This is a genomic window from Lutibacter sp. Hel_I_33_5, from assembly GCF_007827455.1.
In the GTDB taxonomy this organism is placed as follows: Bacteria; Bacteroidota; Bacteroidia; order Flavobacteriales; family Flavobacteriaceae; genus Polaribacter.
On the sequence record NZ_VISM01000001.1, the window covers coordinates 533,788 to 554,230 of the forward strand.

The 20,443-nt window shown below is 37.6% G+C and carries 1 protein-coding gene; it reads right to left on the reverse strand.

The features are described 5' to 3' along the window. Position 1: 1 nt before the first annotated feature. Positions 2 to 20,284: an Ig-like domain-containing protein gene (locus OD91_RS02355; protein ID WP_144894797.1), complete on the reverse strand. Its 20,283-nt coding sequence runs from the start codon at positions 20,282 to 20,284 to the stop codon at positions 2 to 4. Positions 20,285 to 20,443: the final 159 nt, after the last annotated feature.

Below are 20,443 nucleotides of genomic sequence, written 5' to 3' on the forward strand. Positions count from 1 at the left end.
ACTATTTGTTTATATAAACCCAACCTGCTCTAGGTTTCTCATTCGAATTGTTAAAATTAATAATGTAGTAGTATGTCCCTGTAGGTACGCCTAAGTCTTTAGTTATTATTGAACCGCCTTTAAACTTTCCGTCCCACCAAGTAATTTTTTCAGTAGTACCTTTATTATTATGAGTATAAATTTTATCTCCCCATCTATTAAATATTTCTAACTTAAAGCTTGGGTTGTTAGCTAAAATTGTAATAATAAAATCGTTATCATCCTCAGAACCTCCAGCTTCGCCAAAACTATCTGGATCTAGATAATCAGGGGTTCCATCTCCATCTGTATCATCATTTGTTGGATCGCCATCATTATTAGCATCCTCATCTGCAGTATCTACTCCATCTCCATCATCATCGGTATCTAAATAATCTGGAGTTCCATCGCCATCAGTATCATCATTGGTTGGGTCGCCATCATTATCAGTGTCTTCATCAACAGTATCTACCCCATCTCCGTCATCGTCTGGATCTAAATAATCTGGAGTTCCATCGCCATCTGTATCATCATTGGTTGGGTCTCCATCATTATCAGTGTCTTCATCAACAGTATCTACTCCATCTCCGTCATCATCGGTATCTAAATAATCTGGAGTTCCATCACCATCTGTATCATCATTGGTTGGGTCGCCATCATTATCAGTGTCTTCATCAACAGTATCTACTCCATCTCCATCATCATCGGTATCTAAATAATCTGGAGTTCCATCACCATCTGTATCATCATTGGTTGGGTCGCCATCATTATCAATATCTTCATCTACCGTATCTACTCCATCTCCATCATCATCGGTATCTAAATAATCTGGGGTTCCATCTCCATCTGTATCATCATTTATTGAATCTCCATTATTATCAATATCTTCTTCTGTTGTATCGACTCCATCTCCGTCATCGTCAGCATCTTGGAAATCTGGTCTCCCATCACCATCTGTATCTGGAATAGGTAATGCTGTTCCTCCATTATCTAAATCTACAGCATCATCTAACCCGTCGTTATCTGAATCATTAATTAATGTTCCATCTGGATTAATATTATCTACAATTCCATCATTATTTGTATCTATACCTCCAGCTTCAATAATATCTAATATATTATCTCCATCAGCGTCTAAATCTAAATGATCTGGTATTCCATCACCATCAGTATCTCTTATTAAATCTCCATCTTGTTCTACTAAATCAGGAATTCCATCATTATCATCATCTAAATCTTCAGAATCATATACTCCGTCACCATCTGTATCAATATCATTAATTGGATCTAAATAATCTGGTGTACCATCTCCGTCGGTATCATCATTCTTTGGATCTCCATCTTGGTCTACATCCTCATCTTCGGTATCGATTCCATCTCCGTCATCATCTGGATCTAAATAGTTTGGTGTACCATCTCCATCTGTATCATCATTAGTTGGATCGTTATCCGCATCAACATCCTCATCTATAGTATCTACTCCGTCTCCATCGTCATCTGGATCTAAATAATTTGGTGTACCATCTCCATCTGTATCATCATTTGTTGGATCGTTATCTGCATCAACATCCTCATCTATAGTATCTACTCCGTCTCCATCGTCATCTGGATCTAAATAGTTTGGTGTACCATCTCCATCTGTATCATCGTTGGCTGGATCGTTATCTGCATCAACATCTTCTTCTGCGGTATCGATTCCATCTCCGTCATCATCTGTATCTAAATAGTTTGGTGTACCATCTCCATCAGTATCATCATTGGCTGGATCGTTATCTGCATCAACATCCTCATCTATAGTATCTACTCCGTCTCCATCGTCATCTGGATCTAAATAGTTTGGTGTACCATCTCCGTCTGTATCATCATTGGTTGGATCGTTATCTGCATCAATATCTTCTTCTGCCGTATTGATTCCATCGCCATCGTCATCTGAATCTAGATAGTTTGGTGTTCCATCTCCGTCTGTATCATCATTGGTTGGATCGTTATCTGCATCAATATCTTCTTCTGCCGTATTGATTCCATCGCCATCGTCATCTGAATCTAGATAGTTTGGTGTTCCATCTCCATCTGTATCATCGTTGGTTGGATCGTTATCTGCATCAACATCTTCTTCTGCAGTATCGATTCCATCTCCATCATCATCTGGATCTAAATAATTTGGTGTACCATCTCCGTCTGTATCGTCATTTGTTGGATCATTATCTGAATCAACATCTTCTTCTGCCGTATCGATTCCATCTCCATCATCATCTGGATCTAGATAGTTTGGTGTACCATCTCCATCTGTATCATCATTCGTTGGATCGTTATCTGTATCAACATCTTCTTCTGCCGTATCGATTCCATCGCCATCATCATCTGGATCTAAATAGTTTGGTGTTCCATCTCCGTCTGTATCGTCATTTGTTGGATCGTTATCTGCATCAACATCTTCTTCTGCGGTATCAATTCCATCTCCGTCATCATCTGAGTCTTGAAAATCAGATTCACCATCATTATCTGTGTCAGGAATTGGTAATCCTGTACCTCCATTATCTAAATCTACAGCATCATCTAATCCATCATTATCTGTATCGTTTATTAAACTTCCATCTGGATTAATATCATCTACAATCCCATCATTGTTAGTATCTAAACCTCCTGCTTCAACGATATCTTTTACACCATCTCCATCAGAATCTAAATCTAAGTGATCTGGAGTTCCATCTCCGTCAGTATCTAAATTCGGGTTTCCATTTTGTTCTACTGTATCAGGAATACCATCATTATCATCATCTAAATCTGTTGAATCTGATGTTCCATCACCATCGGTATCTTTTTCTACAGTAATACTAATTGTTCCATTATTAGAGATCAGTCCCTCATTATCTTTTACTACATATGGTAATGTTGCCACACCAATAAAGTTATTTGCAGGCTCTAATGTGACTATTCCGTTAGCATCAACTGTCCAAACTCCTTCTGGAGTTGTTATAGTGCTTTCTTTTCCTGGCGTACTAGGATCTAAATCTACTGAAGTAGTATCAATAGTTCCATCAGCGTCAGTATCATTAGCTACTACATTTACTGTTACGGTTGCACCTTCTGTTGTACTTGCTGTATCATCAACTGCTACTGGTGCATCATTTACTGCACTTACTACAACTGATACTGCTCCACTATTAGACTCAGCGCCTTGATCATCTTGTACTGTATAGGTAATACTTGCTGTTCCATTATAGTTGTCTACTGGATCAAAGGTTAAAAGACCATTGCCATCTACTGTCCAAACTCCTTCTGGAGTGGTAATACTATCTTGTACGCCTGCTGTATTTGGATCTAAATCTATCGTTGCTTTATCAATAGTCGCTGCTCCTTCTAAATCTGTATCATTGGTGATGATATTTACCGTAGCATTCACATCTTCTGTAGTGGTTGCACTATCTGCATTGGCTACTGGTGGATCATTCTCTGGAGTTACGCTCATGGTAATAGTTCCTTGATTCGATACCGTACCGCTATCATCTTTTACTGTATATGGTAATGTCGCTGTTCCGTTAAAATCATCTTTTGGATCAAAAGTAACGACACCATTTGTATCAACACTCCAAGTTCCTTCTGGAGTCGTAATACTAGTGTCTTGTCCTGGGGTACTTGGATCTAAATCTACACTTGCTTTATTAATCGTACCATCGACATCTGTATCATTTGAAACTACATCAATTGTTCCTGTCTGATCTTCGCTAATTGTCTTAGCATCATTGTTCGCTACAGGTGCATCGTTGACTGCATTTACAGTAACTTTTTGATTTGAAGTAGCTGTTCCTCCTTGTCCATCACTTATCTCATATGGAATTGTTGCCAATCCAGTAAAATCATCTTTTGGATCAAAACTGATCGCTCCTGATGCATCTATTGTAACTACGCCTTCTGGTAACGTGATTGTTTGTGCTCCTCCTGTTAAAGCAATTCCTCCTATTTTAGTAACTGATAAAGTTCCTCCATCAATATCACTATCGCCTGTTAATGGCAATAAAGTAACTGGTGTTTCTTCATTTGTTGTATAGGTATCTTCTACTGCTATCGGTGCATCATTAACAACTGTTACTGTAATCTTTTGATTTGAAGTGGTTGTCTCTCCTTGTCCATCGGTAATCTCATATGGAATTGTTACCAATCCATTGAAATCATCTTTTGGTGTAAAACTAATCACCCCAGATGCATCTATTGTTACTACACCATCTGTTAAGGTAATCGTTTGTGCATTTCCTGTTAAGGTAGTGCCTCCTATTTTAGTAACTGAAACGGTACCTCCGTCTGGATCACTATCTCCTGTTAATGGCATTAATGTAACTGCCATTTCTTCTGGGGTTGTATAGGTATCTTCTGCCGCTATTGGCGGTGTGTTTGCTAATGGAATACTAATCGTTGCTGGACTAGCATCTTCTAAGCCTTCATTATCTTTTGCCGCAAGGGTAAAGCTTGTATTTACATTGCTTGTCCCATCTGGGTCAAAGGTTAAGGTCGCTACTTCTGTAGGGCTTAACTCTTCTGAAGATGTTACTGTTTTTATTGTACCTGTTCCATCTTCTGTGTATTGTAAAACGCCTCCACTTGGTAAGGTTTTTATAACATAACCTGCAACACTTCCATCTGGGTCATTTGCCGTAAAGGTTGGCAATGCTGTTGGTCCTGCCGAGCTACTAATAGCTGGCGCTGTTTTATTATCCGTTGTTGGTGGTGCATTCAGTGGAATGGTATAGGTTGCTCCGCTTGTATCTGTTACGCCGTCATCATCTTTGGCTGCAACAGTAAAGGTTTGATCGGTACTGGTAGTTCCTGCTGGGTCAAAGGTTAAGGTGTTCGCTTCTGCGACACTTAATTCTTCGCCTTCTGTAACTGTTTTTATAGTGCCTGTTCCATCTTCTGTATATTGTAAGCTACCTCCTGTTGGTAAATTGGTAAAGATATAACCTGCAATCGTTCCATCTGTATCGGTTCCTGTTGGTGGTGGTAATAGAGTTGCTCCTGCATCGGTACTGATTGTTGGACTGGTTACCGCATTGGTATCTGGTCCTACATTGGCTGCTGTTACTGATAATGAAGCGCTACTTGTTGCGGTAAAACATGTGTTGTTTGCATGGGTAACCGTTACAAAGTATTCTTTACCATTTAAATTTAATGGGGTTCCTGTAATTGTTAACGTTTTTGTCGTTGTTCCGCCATAAGGGGCTACATCTGTTAACGCAACACCTGATCCTGATGGATCGCCTAAATACCAGGTATATCGTAATCCTGAATCTGCATTGTTGGCTGTACCATAGGTGGGTGTTCCTCCGCTATATGCCGTTGCACTCTCTGCTGAGGCGGATACCGTAAAATTGGTATCGTTACCTTCTACTGTTGTGGTATTAGATGGGGTAGCGACATCAACCGTTACTTTGGATGCGATTATTTCATTACCCGTTGCACCATTATAACTTGTGCCAAGAAATACATTATTCGTGGTTACTTGACCTTTATTGTTAAATCCATCTCCATCTACAATGCCATCATCATTGGCATCGATTCCTCCTGATTCTATAACATCTGTACAGCCATCTCCGTCACTGTCTAAATCTAAATAATTTGCAATTCCGTCGCCATCAATATCTCCTGCACCTTCTACTGAATCTAAAATACCATCATTATCAACATCAAGATCTAAATAGTTAGGTATAAGATCATTATCAGCATCATCATTCCTAGGATCTCCATCTTGATCAATATCTTCATCTTTTGTTTCAATTCCATCTCCATCATCATCTGAGTCTAAATAATTTGGTGTTCCATCACCATCAGAATCATCATTTCTAGGGTCACCATCTACTATAATAATATCTTCATCAGCAGTTAAAATTCCATCTCCATCATCATCTGGATCTAAGTAATCTGGTATACAATCACCATCAGTATCAGTAAATGCAGGATTTAGTCCAGGACAATTAGAAACTGAATTTGAAGTTTGTACGCTCGCAATTCTAAAAGCACCAAAACTTCTAAACTCTTCAATAGTATCTACACCATCACCATCATCGTCCATGTCTTGAAAGTTTGGAATACCATCATTATCTGTATCAGTTAATGGTAAAGCCACGCCATTTATTCCTCCAACTACATTTGTGTCTACAGCATCATCTAATCCATCATTATCTATATCGTTTATAAGTGTTCCATCTGAGTTAATATTATCTACAACTCCATCAAAATTAGTATCTATTCCTCCTCCTTCATATATATCGTTAAGAGTGTCTCCATCAGAATCTAAATCTAAGTGATCAGGAATACCATCATCATCTGTATCTCTTGTTAAGTCTCCATTTTGTTCAACTAAATCTGTGATACCATCATTATCGTCATCTATATCTTCAAAATCATATATACCATCTCCATCAGTATCAATGTTATGAACAGGATCTAAATAGTTTGGTGTGCCATCTCCATCTGTATCGTCATTGGTTGGATCACCATCATTATTTGTATCCTCGTCTACAGTATCAATTCCATCTCCGTCATCATCTGTGTCTAAATAGTTTGGTGTACCATCTCCATCTGTATCATCATTGGCTGGATCGTTATCTGCATCAACATCTTCATCTATAGTATCTACTCCGTCTCCATCATCATCTGGATCTAAATAATTTGGTGTACCATCTCCATCTGTATCATCATTGGTTGGATTGTTATCTGCATCAACATCTTCTTCTGCAGTATCGATTCCATCTCCGTCATCATCTGGATCTAAATAGTTTGGTGTACCATCTCCGTCTGTATCGTCATTTGTTGGATCGTTATCTGAATCAACATCTTCTTCTGCAGTATCGATTCCATCTCCATCATCATCTGGATCTAAATAGTTTGGTGTACCATCTCCATCTGTATCATCATTGGTTGGATTGTTATCTGCATCAACATCCTCATCTACAGTGTCAATTCCATCACCGTCATCATCTGGATCTAAATAGTTCGGTGTTCCATCTCCATCAGTATCATCATTGGTTGGATCGTTATCTGCATCAACATCCTCATCTATAGTATCTACTCCGTCTCCATCGTCATCTGGATCTAAATAATTTGGTGTACCATCTCCATCAGTATCATCATTGGTTGGATCGTTATCTGCATCAACATCCTCATCTACGGTGTCAATTCCATCTCCATCATCATCTGGATCTAAATAATTTGGTGTACCATCTCCATCAGTATCATCATTGGTTGGATCGTTATCTGCATCAACATTTTCTTCTGCGGTATCGATTCCATCGCCATCATCATCTGGATCTAAATAGTTCGGTGTTCCATCTCCATCAGTATCATCATTGGCTGGATCGTTATCTGCATCAACATCTTCATCTATAGTATCTACTCCGTCTCCATCATCATCTGGATCTAAATAATTTGGTGTACCATCTCCATCTGTATCATCGTTGGTTGGATCGTTATCTGCATCAACATCTTCTTCTGCGGTATCGATTCCATCTCCGTCATCATCTGGATCTAAATAGTTCGGTGTTCCATCTCCATCAGTATCATCATTGGTTGGATCGTTATCTGCATCAACATCCTCATCTACGGTGTCAATTCCATCTCCATCATCATCTGGATCTAAATAGTTTGGTGTACCATCTCCGTCTGTATCATCGTTGGTTGGGTCGTTATCTGCATCAACATCTTCATCTACGGTATCTACTCCGTCTCCGTCATCATCTGGATCTAAATAGTTTGGTGTTCCATCTCCATCTGTATCATCATTTGTTGGATCGTTATCTGCATCAACATCTTCATCTACGGTATCTACTCCGTCTCCATCATCATCTGGATCTAAATAGTTTGGTGTTCCATCTCCATCTGTATCGTCATTTGTTGGATTGTTATCTGAATCAACATTCTCATTTACGGTATCGATTCCATCTCCATCATCATCTATATCTTGGAAATCTCGAACTCCGTCATTATCTGTATCTGGGATAGGTAATCCCATTCCACCACTGTCTGAATCTAAAGCATCATCTAATCCATCATTATCTATATCATTTATTAATGATCCATCGGGATTAATATCATCGACGACTCCATCATTATTAGTGTCTATTCCACCTGCTTCAATAATATCCTTAACTCCATCTCCATCTGAATCCAAATCTAAATGATCAGGAATTCCATCATTATCAGTATCTCTTGTAATGTCTCCACCTTGTTCAACAACGTCTGGAATACCATCATTATCATCATCTAAATCTTCAGAATCAACGCTGCCGTCATTATCTGTATCTTTCTGAACTATAACTTTTATTGTTCCTTGATTAGAGGTTAAACCTTCATTATCATTTACAGTATAAAATAAACTAGCTTCTCCTGAAAAATCTAATACAGGCTCAAAAGTTACAACTCCATTTATGTTTACAGTCCAAATCCCCTCTGCTTTTGTTATAGTACTATCTTTAATTGTAGTGTTTGGTTCTAAATCTACCGAAGCAACATCAATGTTTCCATCTATATCAGTATCATTAGTTGTTACATTAACTGTAGCTGGCACTTCTTCATTAGTGGTAACTGTATCATCTACTGCTACAGGTGCATCATTCTCTGAAGTTACTGTGATATCTACTGTTCCAGTTACTGTATCTGTACCGTCATTTACAGTATAGTTAAAGTCACCTGGATTGTCTGTTCCATTATAATCCGTTGGTGCATCATAAACCAAGCCTTCTAATTCTGTTGGTGTTAATACATCACCTGTTGAGACTGGAGTACCATCTGATTTCTTTATCGTTCCTAATGTTGGTACTTCTGATACCGTGATTGTTAAAGCATCACCTTCTTCATCCGTCGGTGCAGTTAATCCTAAGTCTGTGCCTGTACTATCTTCTGATACTGAAATACTTCCACTATCTACTACAGGTGCATCATTCTCTGAAGTTACTGTGATATCTACTGTTCCAGTTACTGTATCTGTACCGTCATTTACAGTATAGTTAAAGTCACCTGGATTGTCTGTTCCATTATAGTCCGTTGGTGCATCATAAACCAAGCCTTCTAATTCTGTTGGTGTTAATACATCACCTGTTGAGACTGGAGTACCATCTGATTTCTTTATCGTTCCTAATGTTGGTACTTCTGATACCGTGATTGTTAAAGCATCACCTTCTTCATCTGTCGGTGCAGCTAATCCTAAGTCTGTGCCTGTACTATCTTCTGATACTGAAATACTTCCACTATCTACTACAGGTGCATCATTCTCTGAAGTTACTGTGATATCTACTGTTCCAGTTACTGTATCTGTACCGTCATTTACAGTATAGTTAAAGTCACCTGGATTGTCTGTTCCATTATAATCCGTTGGTGCATCATAAACCAAGCTTTCTAATTCTGTTGGTGTTAATACATCACCTGTTGAGACTGGAGTACCATCTGATTTCTTTATCGTTCCTAATGTTGGTACTTCTGATACCGTGATTGTTAAAGCATCACCTTCTTCATCCGTCGGTGCAGCTAATCCTAAGTCTGTGCCTGTACTATCTTCTGATACTGAAATACTTCCACTATCTACTACAGGTGCATCGTTCTCTGAAGTTACTGTGATATCTACTGTTCCAGTTACTGTGTCTGTACCGTCATTTACAGTATAGCTAAAGTCACCTGGATTGTCTGTTCCATTATAATCCGTTGGTGCATCATAAACCAAGCCTTCTAATTCTGTTGGTGTTAATACATCACCTGTTGAGACTGGAGTACCATCTGATTTCTTTATCGTTCCTAATGTTGGTACTTCTGATACCGTGATTGTTAAAGCATCACCTTCTTCATCCGTCGGTGCAGTTAATCCTAAGTCTGTGCCTGTACTATCTTCTGATACTGAAATACTTCCACTATCTACTACAGGTGCATCGTTCTCTGAAGTTACTGTGATATCTACTGTTCCAGTTACTGTGTCTGTACCGTCATTTACAGTATAGCTAAAGTCACCTGGATTGTCTGTTCCATTATAGTCCGTTGGTGCATCATAAACCAAGCCTTCTAATTCTGTTGGTGTTAATACATCACCTGTTGAGACTGGAGTACCATCTGATTTCTTTATCGTTCCTAATGTAGGTACTTCTGATACCGTGATTGTTAAAGCATCACCTTCTTCATCTGTCGGTGCAGCTAATCCTAAGTCTGTGCCTGTACTATCTTCTGATACTGAAATACTTCCACTATCTACTACAGGTGCATCATTCTCTGAAGTTACTGTGATATCTACTGTTCCAGTTACTGTGTCTGTACCGTCATTTACAGTATAGTTAAAGTCACCTGGATTGTCTGTTCCATTATAGTCCGTTGGTGCATCATAAACCAAGCCTTCTAATTCTGTTGGTGTTAATACATCACCTGTTGAGACTGGAGTACCATCTGATTTCTTTATCGTTCCTAATGTTGGTACTTCTGATACCGTGATTGTTAAAGCATCACCTTCTTCATCTGTTGGTGCAGCTAATCCTAAGTCTGTGCCTGTACTATCTTCTGATACTGAAATACTTCCACTATCTACTACAGGTGCATCGTTCTCTGAAGTTACTGTGATATCTACTGTTCCAGTTACTGTGTCTGTACCGTCATTTACAGTATAGCTAAAGTCACCTGGATTGTCTGTTCCATTATAATCCGTTGGTGCATCATAAACCAAGCCTTCTAATTCTGTTGGTGTTAATACATCACCTGTTGAGACTGGAGTACCATCTGATTTCTTTATCGTTCCTAATGTAGGTACTTCTGATACCGTGATTGTTAAAGCATCACCTTCTTCATCTGTCGGTGCAGCTAATCCTAAGTCTGTGCCTGTACTATCTTCTGATACTGAAATACTTCCACTATCTACTACAGGTGCATCATTCTCTGAAGTTACTGTGATATCTACTGTTCCAGTTACTGTGTCTGTACCGTCATTTACAGTATAGTTAAAGTCACCTGGATTGTCTGTTCCATTATAGTCCGTTGGTGCATCATAAACCAAGCCTTCTAATTCTGTTGGTGTTAATACATCACCTGTTGAGACTGGAGTACCATCTGATTTCTTTATCGTTCCTAATGTTGGTACTTCTGATACCGTGATTGTTAAAGCATCACCTTCTTCATCTGTTGGTGCAGCTAATCCTAAGTCTGTGCCTGTACTATCTTCTGATACTGAAATACTTCCACTATCTACTACAGGTGCATCGTTCTCTGAAGTTACTGTGATATCTACTGTTCCAGTTACTGTGTCTGTACCGTCATTTACAGTATAGCTAAAGTCACCTGGATTGTCTGTTCCATTATAATCCGTTGGTGCATCATAAACCAAGCCTTCTAATTCTGTTGGTGTTAATACATCACCTGTTGAGACTGGAGTACCATCTGATTTCTTTATCGTTCCTAATGTTGGTACTTCTGATACCGTGATTGTTAAAGCATCACCTTCTTCATCTGTTGGTGCAGCTAATCCTAAGTCTGTGCCTGTACTATCTTCTGATACTGAAATACTTCCACTATCTACTACAGGTGCATCATTCTCTGAAGTTACTGTGATATCTACTGTTCCAGTTACTGTATCTGTACCGTCATTTACAGTATAGTTAAAGTCACCTGGATTGTCTGTTCCATTATAGTCCGTTGGTGCATCATAAACCAAGCCTTCTAATTCTGTTGGTGTTAATACATCACCTGTTGAGACTGGAGTACCATCTGATTTCTTTATCGTTCCTAATGTTGGTACTTCTGATACCGTGATTGTTAAAGCATCACCTTCTTCATCTGTCGGTGCAGCTAATCCTAAGTCTGTGCCTGTACTATCTTCTGATACTGAAATACTTCCACTATCTACTACAGGTGCATCGTTCTCTGAAGTTACTGTGATATCTACTGTTCCAGTTACTGTGTCTGTACCGTCATTTACAGTATAGTTAAAGTCACCTGGATTGTCTGTTCCATTATAGTCCGTTGGTGCATCATAAACCAAGCCTTCTAATTCTGTTGGTGTTAATACATCACCTGTTGAGACTGGAGTACCATCTGATTTCTTTATCGTTCCTAATGTTGGTACTTCTGATACCGTGATTGTTAAAGCATCACCTTCTTCATCTGTTGGTGCAGCTAATCCTAAGTCTGTGCCTGTACTATCTTCTGATACTGAAATACTTCCACTATCTACTACAGGTGCATCGTTCTCTGAAGTTACTGTGATATCTACTGTTCCAGTTACTGTGTCTGTACCGTCATTTACAGTATAGCTAAAGTCACCTGGATTGTCTGTTCCATTATAGTCCGTTGGTGCATCATAAACCAAGCCTTCTAATTCTGTTGGTGTTAATACATCACCTGTTGAGACTGGAGTACCATCTGATTTCTTTATCGTTCCTAATGTTGGTACTTCTGATACCGTGATTGTTAAAGCATCACCTTCTTCATCCGTCGGTGCAGCTAATCCTAAGTCTGTGCCTGTACTATCTTCTGATACTGAAATACTTCCACTATCTACTACAGGTGCATCATTCTCTGAAGTTACTGTGATATCTACTGTTCCAGTTACTGTATCTGTACCGTCATTTACAGTATAGTTAAAGTCACCTGGATTGTCTGTTCCATTATAGTCCGTTGGTGCATCATAAACCAAGCCTTCTAATTCTGTTGGTGTTAATACATCACCTGTTGAGACTGGAGTACCATCTGATTTCTTTATCGTTCCTAATGTTGGTACTTCTGATACCGTGATTGTTAAAGCATCACCTTCTTCATCTGTCGGTGCAGCTAATCCTAAGTCTGTGCCTGTACTATCTTCTGATACTGAAATACTTCCACTATCTACTACAGGTGCATCGTTCTCTGAAGTTACTGTGATATCTACTGTTCCAGTTACTGTGTCTGTACCGTCATTTACAGTATAGTTAAAGTCACCTGGATTGTCTGTTCCATTATAGTCCGTTGGTGCATCATAAACCAAGCCTTCTAATTCTGTTGGTGTTAATACATCACCTGTTGAGACTGGAGTACCATCTGATTTCTTTATCGTTCCTAATGTAGGTACTTCTGATACCGTGATTGTTAAAGCATCACCTTCTTCATCTGTCGGTGCAGCTAATCCTAAGTCTGTGCCTGTACTATCTTCTGATACTGAAATACTTCCACTATCTACTACAGGTGCATCGTTAACTGGACTTACAGTAATCTTTTGATTTGAAGTGGTTGTCTCTCCTTGTCCATCGGTTATTTCATATGGAATTGTTACCAATCCATTGAAATCATCTTTTGGTGTAAAACTGATCACCCCTGATGCATCTATTGTTACTACACCATCTGTCAAGGTAATCGTTTGTGCATTTCCTGTTAAAGTAGTGCCTCCTATTTTAGTAACTGAAACGGTACCTCCGTCTGGATCACTATCTCCCGTTAATGGCATTAATGTAACTGCCATTTCTTCTGGGGTTGTATAGGTATCTTCTGCCGCTATTGGCGGTGTGTTTGCTAGTGGAATACTAATCGTTGCTGGACTAGCGTCTTCTAAGCCTTCATTATCTTTTGCCGCAAGGGTAAAGCTTGTATTTACATTGCTTGTTCCATCTGGATCAAAGGTTAAGGTCGCTACTTCTGTAGGGCTTAACTCTTCTGAAGATGTTACTGTTTTTATTGTACCTGTTCCATCTTCTGTGTATTGTAAAACGCCTCCACTTGGTAAGGTTTTTATAACATAACCTACAACACTTCCATCTGGGTCATTTGCCGTAAAGGTTGGCAATGCTGTTGGTCCTGCCGAGCTACTAATAGCTGGCGCTGTTTTATTATCCGTTGTTGGTGGTGCATTCAGTGGAATGGTATAGGTTGCTCCGCTTGTATCTGTTACGCCGTCATCATCTTTGGCTGCAACAGTAAAGGTTTGATCGGTACTGGTAGTTCCTGCTGGGTCAAAGGTTAAGGTGTTCGCTTCTGCGACACTTAATTCTTCGCCTTCTGTAACTGTTTTTATAGTGCCTGTTCCATCTTCTGTATATTGTAAGCTACCTCCTGTTGGTAAATTGGTAAAGATATAACCTGCAATGGTTCCATCTGTATCGGTTCCTGTTGGTGGCGGTAATAGGGTTGCTCCTGCATCGGTACTGATTGTTGGACTGGTTACCGCATTGGTATCTGGTCCTACATTGGCTGCTGTTACTGATAATGAAGCGCTACTTGTTGCGGTAAAACATGTGTTGTTTGCATGGGTAACCGTTACAAAGTATTCTTTACCATTTAAATTTAATGGGGTTCCTGTAATTGTTAACGTTTTTGTCGTTGTTCCGCCATAAGGGGCTACATCTGTTAACGCAACACCTGATCCTGATGGATCGCCTAAATACCAGGTATATCGTAATCCTGAATCTGCATTGTTGGCTGTACCATAGGTGGGTGTTCCTCCGTTATATGCCGTTGCACTCTCTGCTGAAGCGGATACCGTAAAATTGGTGTCGTTACCTTCTACTGTGGTGGTATTAGATGGGGTTGAAGCTAAGGCTGTAGCTTGTACTGCGATAATCTCATCGCCTGTAGCGCCATTATAACTGGTTGCTAAAATAGCTCCTGATGTAATTACTTGACCCATAGCGTTTACGCCATCGCCATCTACAAGACCATCATTATTTACATCGATTCCTCCTGATTCTATAGCATCTTTACATCCATCGCCATCACTGTCTAAATCAAATTTATTAGGGATTCCATCACTATCTGTATCACAAATTCCTACATTATCTTTTAACTCTATAGACCTGTCTATATAAATCTCTTCTAGTTTTGCATTTACTGTTGTACCTGAAATACCATACAATCTAAACTTATTTGCTAAGAAATTAAGATTATTTGTTATTACAAACTCTCCTCCTCCTAATGCATTTACTTGAGCACCAGAAGCTGTATATTCATTAGAAATTGGCTTCCAAGTAGCACTTACATTATCATATGCTTGTAATATAACTTTTGATCCACTAGATAAAAAAGTATTAGTTATAGCTGTTCCATGATCATGTCTAATTCTAGTAATTAAAAGTGGACATGCTGTTGAGAACTCATAGAGAGATTTATTTGCAATAGCTTCTCCGTTTGTGTAATAAATAGAGTTAACAGCCTCGAACGTACCATCTATAACATTAGTAATCGCACCAGATTCCAAAGTCATCTCTGTTGTTATTGGTGTTATAATTGCTGTTCGATCAAAACCTGCATAGTTCTGTGTTAAACAGTCTGTAACAGCTTGACAACTTTCTTCTGTATCTAATATCCCATCATTATCATCGTCTAAATCTACACTGTCTATTATGCCATCTCCATCCGTATCTGTATCTGTACAGTCTTTTATAGCATTGTTTGTTGCATCTGAATACGTAGAAATATAATCTGTTTTACCATCATTTACTGTACCTCCGTTTGCTCCATTATCTACAGCATCTACTAATCCATCATTATTGACATCTACATCAGGAAATGAAAAACCAGTTGTTAAATCTGTTGTTGCTCCAGCTTCTAAAGCATCAGAACATCCATCACCATCAGAATCTAAATCTAATCTATCTACAATTCCATCACCGTCTGTATCTTTATCTATACAGGTGTATGCTGAATTTTTATCTGATACTTTAAAATTTTCAAATGTTTTGTCAATTACACCAGATGAGAAAACAATTTTATAATCGCTATTCTGACCTTGAAAAGATCTGTATTGTGCACCATTTCTTTTTAATGTTACAAAACCAGTTTCATCAATATCCATTTCAAATTTATCCCCAGCGGTATAAGCGTTATGACCAGTTTGCGCATTATTATGTAATGACCAATGTCCACCTGCAGCTAAATATATTTTTTCTCCTAAATCTAAGTAACCATTAGGTACTTCTGTTCTGTTAGTAGCTATTAAACCAATCATTGCGTAATTTTCAACTGTGGGAACTGTAAACTCTAAATGAATAGGTAATGAATATACTTGGTCTGAATATGTTGATTTCCAAGTATTATTGCTTGTTAAATCTAATGTTGATCCGTCAAAACTAGAAATTATAGAAGTAGAACCATGAAATGAAGCTCCATTTAAATCTTCTGATTGTCCACAGTTTATAGATTCTGTTGAATCTAATATCCCATCATTATCATCGTCTAAATCTACACTGTCTATTATACCGTCATTATCAGTATCTATATCTGAATCGGTACAATTTTTTATGCTATCATCTATTGCATTTGAATAGGTAAGTGTATAATCTGTATTACCATCATTATTTGCATCAACAGCATCCACTAAACCATCGTTATTAGAATCTATATATGGAAAAGAATAGTTTGCGTTTGTATTTGTAGTTGCTCCTGCTTCAAAAGCATCAGAACAACCGTCATTATCTGAATCTAAATCTAAATGATTTGGAATACCGTCATTATCGGTATCACAAACTTGTGAAGGATTTTCAAAAGTAAAGTTATAAGTATTATAACATGTATAAGAAGATCTATTCGTAGCTGTACCATCACCAAAAGCTCCATTTGAATTGTGACCAACATTACAGTATTCTCCTGATGAGGAAATTAGAGGAGTAATATGCCCACCGTTTTCAACTAAATCATAAGTATTGGATACTGTCCCGTTTGGAATTGATGGTAATCTCTCAATGTCATTATTTAGTCCAACTATTGTTCTCTCATCATTATAACCCCAACTTAATAAAGATTTATCTGATAATAATACTGAAGCAGTAGCGTTTGATTCTCCATCGTTATCTTGTGCAGAAAGAAAAACAACATTCTCTAAGTCTGCTGTACCAGCTGGATTTTTAACAGTTACCCATGTCCTTGATTCTGTTGTGTTTGTACCAATTCCTAATTGACCAACATTATTAGCTCCTAAACTATATACTTTACCATTACTTCCTAAAACATAATATACTGAAGCTGATACTTCAGAACTATAACTTGTCGCAATTTGAATAGCCGTAACTCCAGAAGGTAAAGGGTTTGTCATTAATGTAGGGACAAGTAATCCATCTTCATCATCTATACCTGTACCATTTCCAAGATAGGCTCCTCTACCCCATGTATAAAGATCACCACTGTTAGTAAGTGCAAAAGCTGAACGTCCATTATAACGAACTTCTTTTATTGATGTTAAATTTGCTTTTTTCCAAATTGTATCGTCATTTTGATCATCGCCTCCATTTCCTAAAACAGCATTTATAGAATTTGCACCATCATTTAATACCCAAACATCTCCAGAGTTAGTTAATATCATTATTGCTTTTGATGAAGCAGTTATTTTTTTAACATCTGAGGGACTAACTGATGGCGGCATATTTAGAGACTGAAAACGATTTCCTACTGATGAAAAAACATCATAATTACCCCATACATATAAACCAGTGGTTGTCATCAAGGCAAATTGCACTTTAGCATCACTACTAGAGCCTAAAGTAACATGAAGTGGTGTCCCCGAATAATTATAACCATTTGCTGGAGTTATAGGTGTAGGAGTTAAATGATCTGAAGTTCCGTTTGATCTTGAATTTTCTCCATGTACAGTAAATTCTGAATCTGTTTTTATAATAACGGAATGAAAAGAGGCTTGTATTTTATCTGTTAAGTGGGTTAAAAATTGACCTTCAGTTCCTCCTTCACATTCATCGGTATCCAAAACACCATCATTATCATCATCTATATCTACGCTGTCAATAATACCGTCGTTATCTGAATCTATATCAGTATTTGTATCTGTACAATTTTTTATGCTATCATTTATAGCATTTGAATAGGTTAGTGTATAATCTGTAGCACCATCATTATTATTATCTACAACATCTACTAAACCATCATTATTAGAATCTATATATGGAAAAGCATAATCTGTACTTGTATTTGTTGTTGCTCCTGCTTCAAAGGCATCTGAACAACCGTCATCATCGGAATCTAAATCAAACTTATTTGGTTGTCCATCTCCATCTGTATCTGCGCAGGTTGTTAATTTACTTGTTCCATCATTCTCTTGATAAACAGAGGAAGAAATATTAATTGTCCACCATGTTTCAGCTATATCAACAGTCCAATTTAATTCAGATACAAAGCCATCGTTTACTTGAATTGTACCATTACCTCCATATCCACTTGTCTTTGCTCTAACTACATCTGTAACTTCATTAACGGTTATTGAATAATCATTAATAGGAATAATATTTTGTGTAAAATCCATTGCAGGTCTTACTGAACTAGCCCCCATAGACCAAATATGCACTCTTGGCAAGTATAACGGTTTTGAAAATGTCATTTTAAAAGTTCCAGTATTAGTAATAACTGGAGTCGGTCTATGCATTGTATCGTATGATGAAGGACAATGTGCTTCATCATTCCAATACGGTGCATGAGATAAATTAAGAAGCCCTTCAAATGAATTACCAGTCATTGTAACATCTATTACTTCACCATCAATAGTTATTGTACCTTTAGAAACTCCTCCGGTTGATGATGTCCATACAATCCAACTATCATCATCTCTTGAATTATCACAAGTTTCAGAGTTATATATATTTTCAGAACATCCGCCTTCATCAGTATCTAAAACACCATCATTATCATCATCTAAATCATCTTTATTTGCAATACCATCACCGTCAAAATCACAGTTATCACCGTAAAGATTTGTTCCATCACAGCTACTGCAACTTGTTGATTGTTTTGTATCATCAATACTATCTCCAATATTTTGTCCTGATGTTCCAGCTGAAACAGGAATACCATTCGAATCTACTTGTCCATCCAGAGAATTATTCGATTCTAAATCTTGATTTGTAAAACTTCCTGATCCTTCTAATGCATCTGGACATCCATCATTATCACTATCTAAATCAAATTGATTCAAAACACCATCATTATCGGTATCTAAGCTTGATGTACAATTTTGATTTGTAGAATTTCCGTCAGTAAATGTATAACCCTGAGTTCCAACAGAAAACCAAATTGTATCTGCTCTAAGTGCAGATGGTCTAGTTATTGTCATTGTTATAGTACTATAAGTACCATTGAACTGAAGAGTTGCATTTGGTTCATTTGTACCTCTAACCATTCCTGCTGAACCTGTAACACTGTTTCCACTAACAGAAGTCCAACATTGATCTAAAACTTGAAAAGATTGATCAAATGAAACCACATTAGATACATTTTCATTTGCTGCTCCACCTGAAAAAGAAGTTAAATGTATAACAGGGTTTATTGCCTGTCCGTTTTTAAATGTAAATGTTACAGTTTTAGAAGAGTTAGGTGATACATTAATAGTTAAGGCAGTATTTGGCCCTAATGGAACATCTGCTGCATTTCCATAACCTCTAGTTGAAGTTAGTTGATTACCATCACAATAGAAATACATACTATTGGTATATATTCCTCCTGTTGAAGGAATTGCTGAAAATTCTACATTAGAGTTTACATCTATTGAACTTGTTACTTCTCCTGTTGTTGAATTTCTTGTCCATTCATTTGCCCAATTATATTCACCATTTTGAACAGCTATATCAGAAGAAGATGTACAAGATAATCCTTCGTTCGTATCTAGAATTCCGTCATTATCATCATCAAGATCTGTATCGTTACAAATACCGTCTCCATCAAAATCATCGCCATCGTCTTTTCCACCAACAGCACCTGCACATTGTAAACTATAGTTGTAGTTTTTAGGTTGTACAGAAGTATTCGTTTTATTAGTTTCTAAGATCCAATCTCCTTTTTTACCAGTAATATTAGTTGAAGCCGAAATAGTTATTTGAAGCTCTTGCTCTAAAAGCAATACTGCTTTTTCACCTTTTTCTCCTTTGGCAAATTCGCAACCATATATATTAAGATGTTTGTTGTTTTTTAAAAGATTTTTTTCTTTTAAAAGTTCTGCTATCTGACTAGCATTCAGCCATTTATTATTAATAAAAAGTTCTCCTGATTTACCATGTGTAAATAAGTGAAACGTTTTATTAGCGTTTTGTTTTTCTAACGCTGTAATAAGATGAGTTTTTTGAGACACTTTCGTTTCTAAATAATAATTATTAGAAACGGCAGCATCAAAACATGTATCTAGTTCCCCTTTGAAGAATGGGTTAATACTCAAAGATTTCGTCCCTGAATTATGAGTATCTGAAGTGATAGTTTTATGAATACTGCCGTTATGGTGTGAGGACACATTTGCTTTTGTAGTTTGGTTAAAACCAAAAGCCAATAAGGCTACTAATAAATGTAACTTTTTTCTCATCTTTTAAATTTTTTAATTTTTATTATAGAGGCATTAATAAAACCTCTTTACTTGTTGTTTCTTTTTTTACTTACTCTATTGTCTAAAAAAAATGTTTGGGAGAATTTTGTTTTTTTACAAACTGAAAATGGTCATATTTATCTAGCACCAAAACTGACA

Excerpts from the sequence above, each read along its gene's own strand:
- OD91_RS02355 (WP_144894797.1), bottom strand. The coding sequence starts at position 20,284 with ATGAGAAAAAAGTTACATTTATTAGTAGCCTTATTGGCTTTTGGTTTT.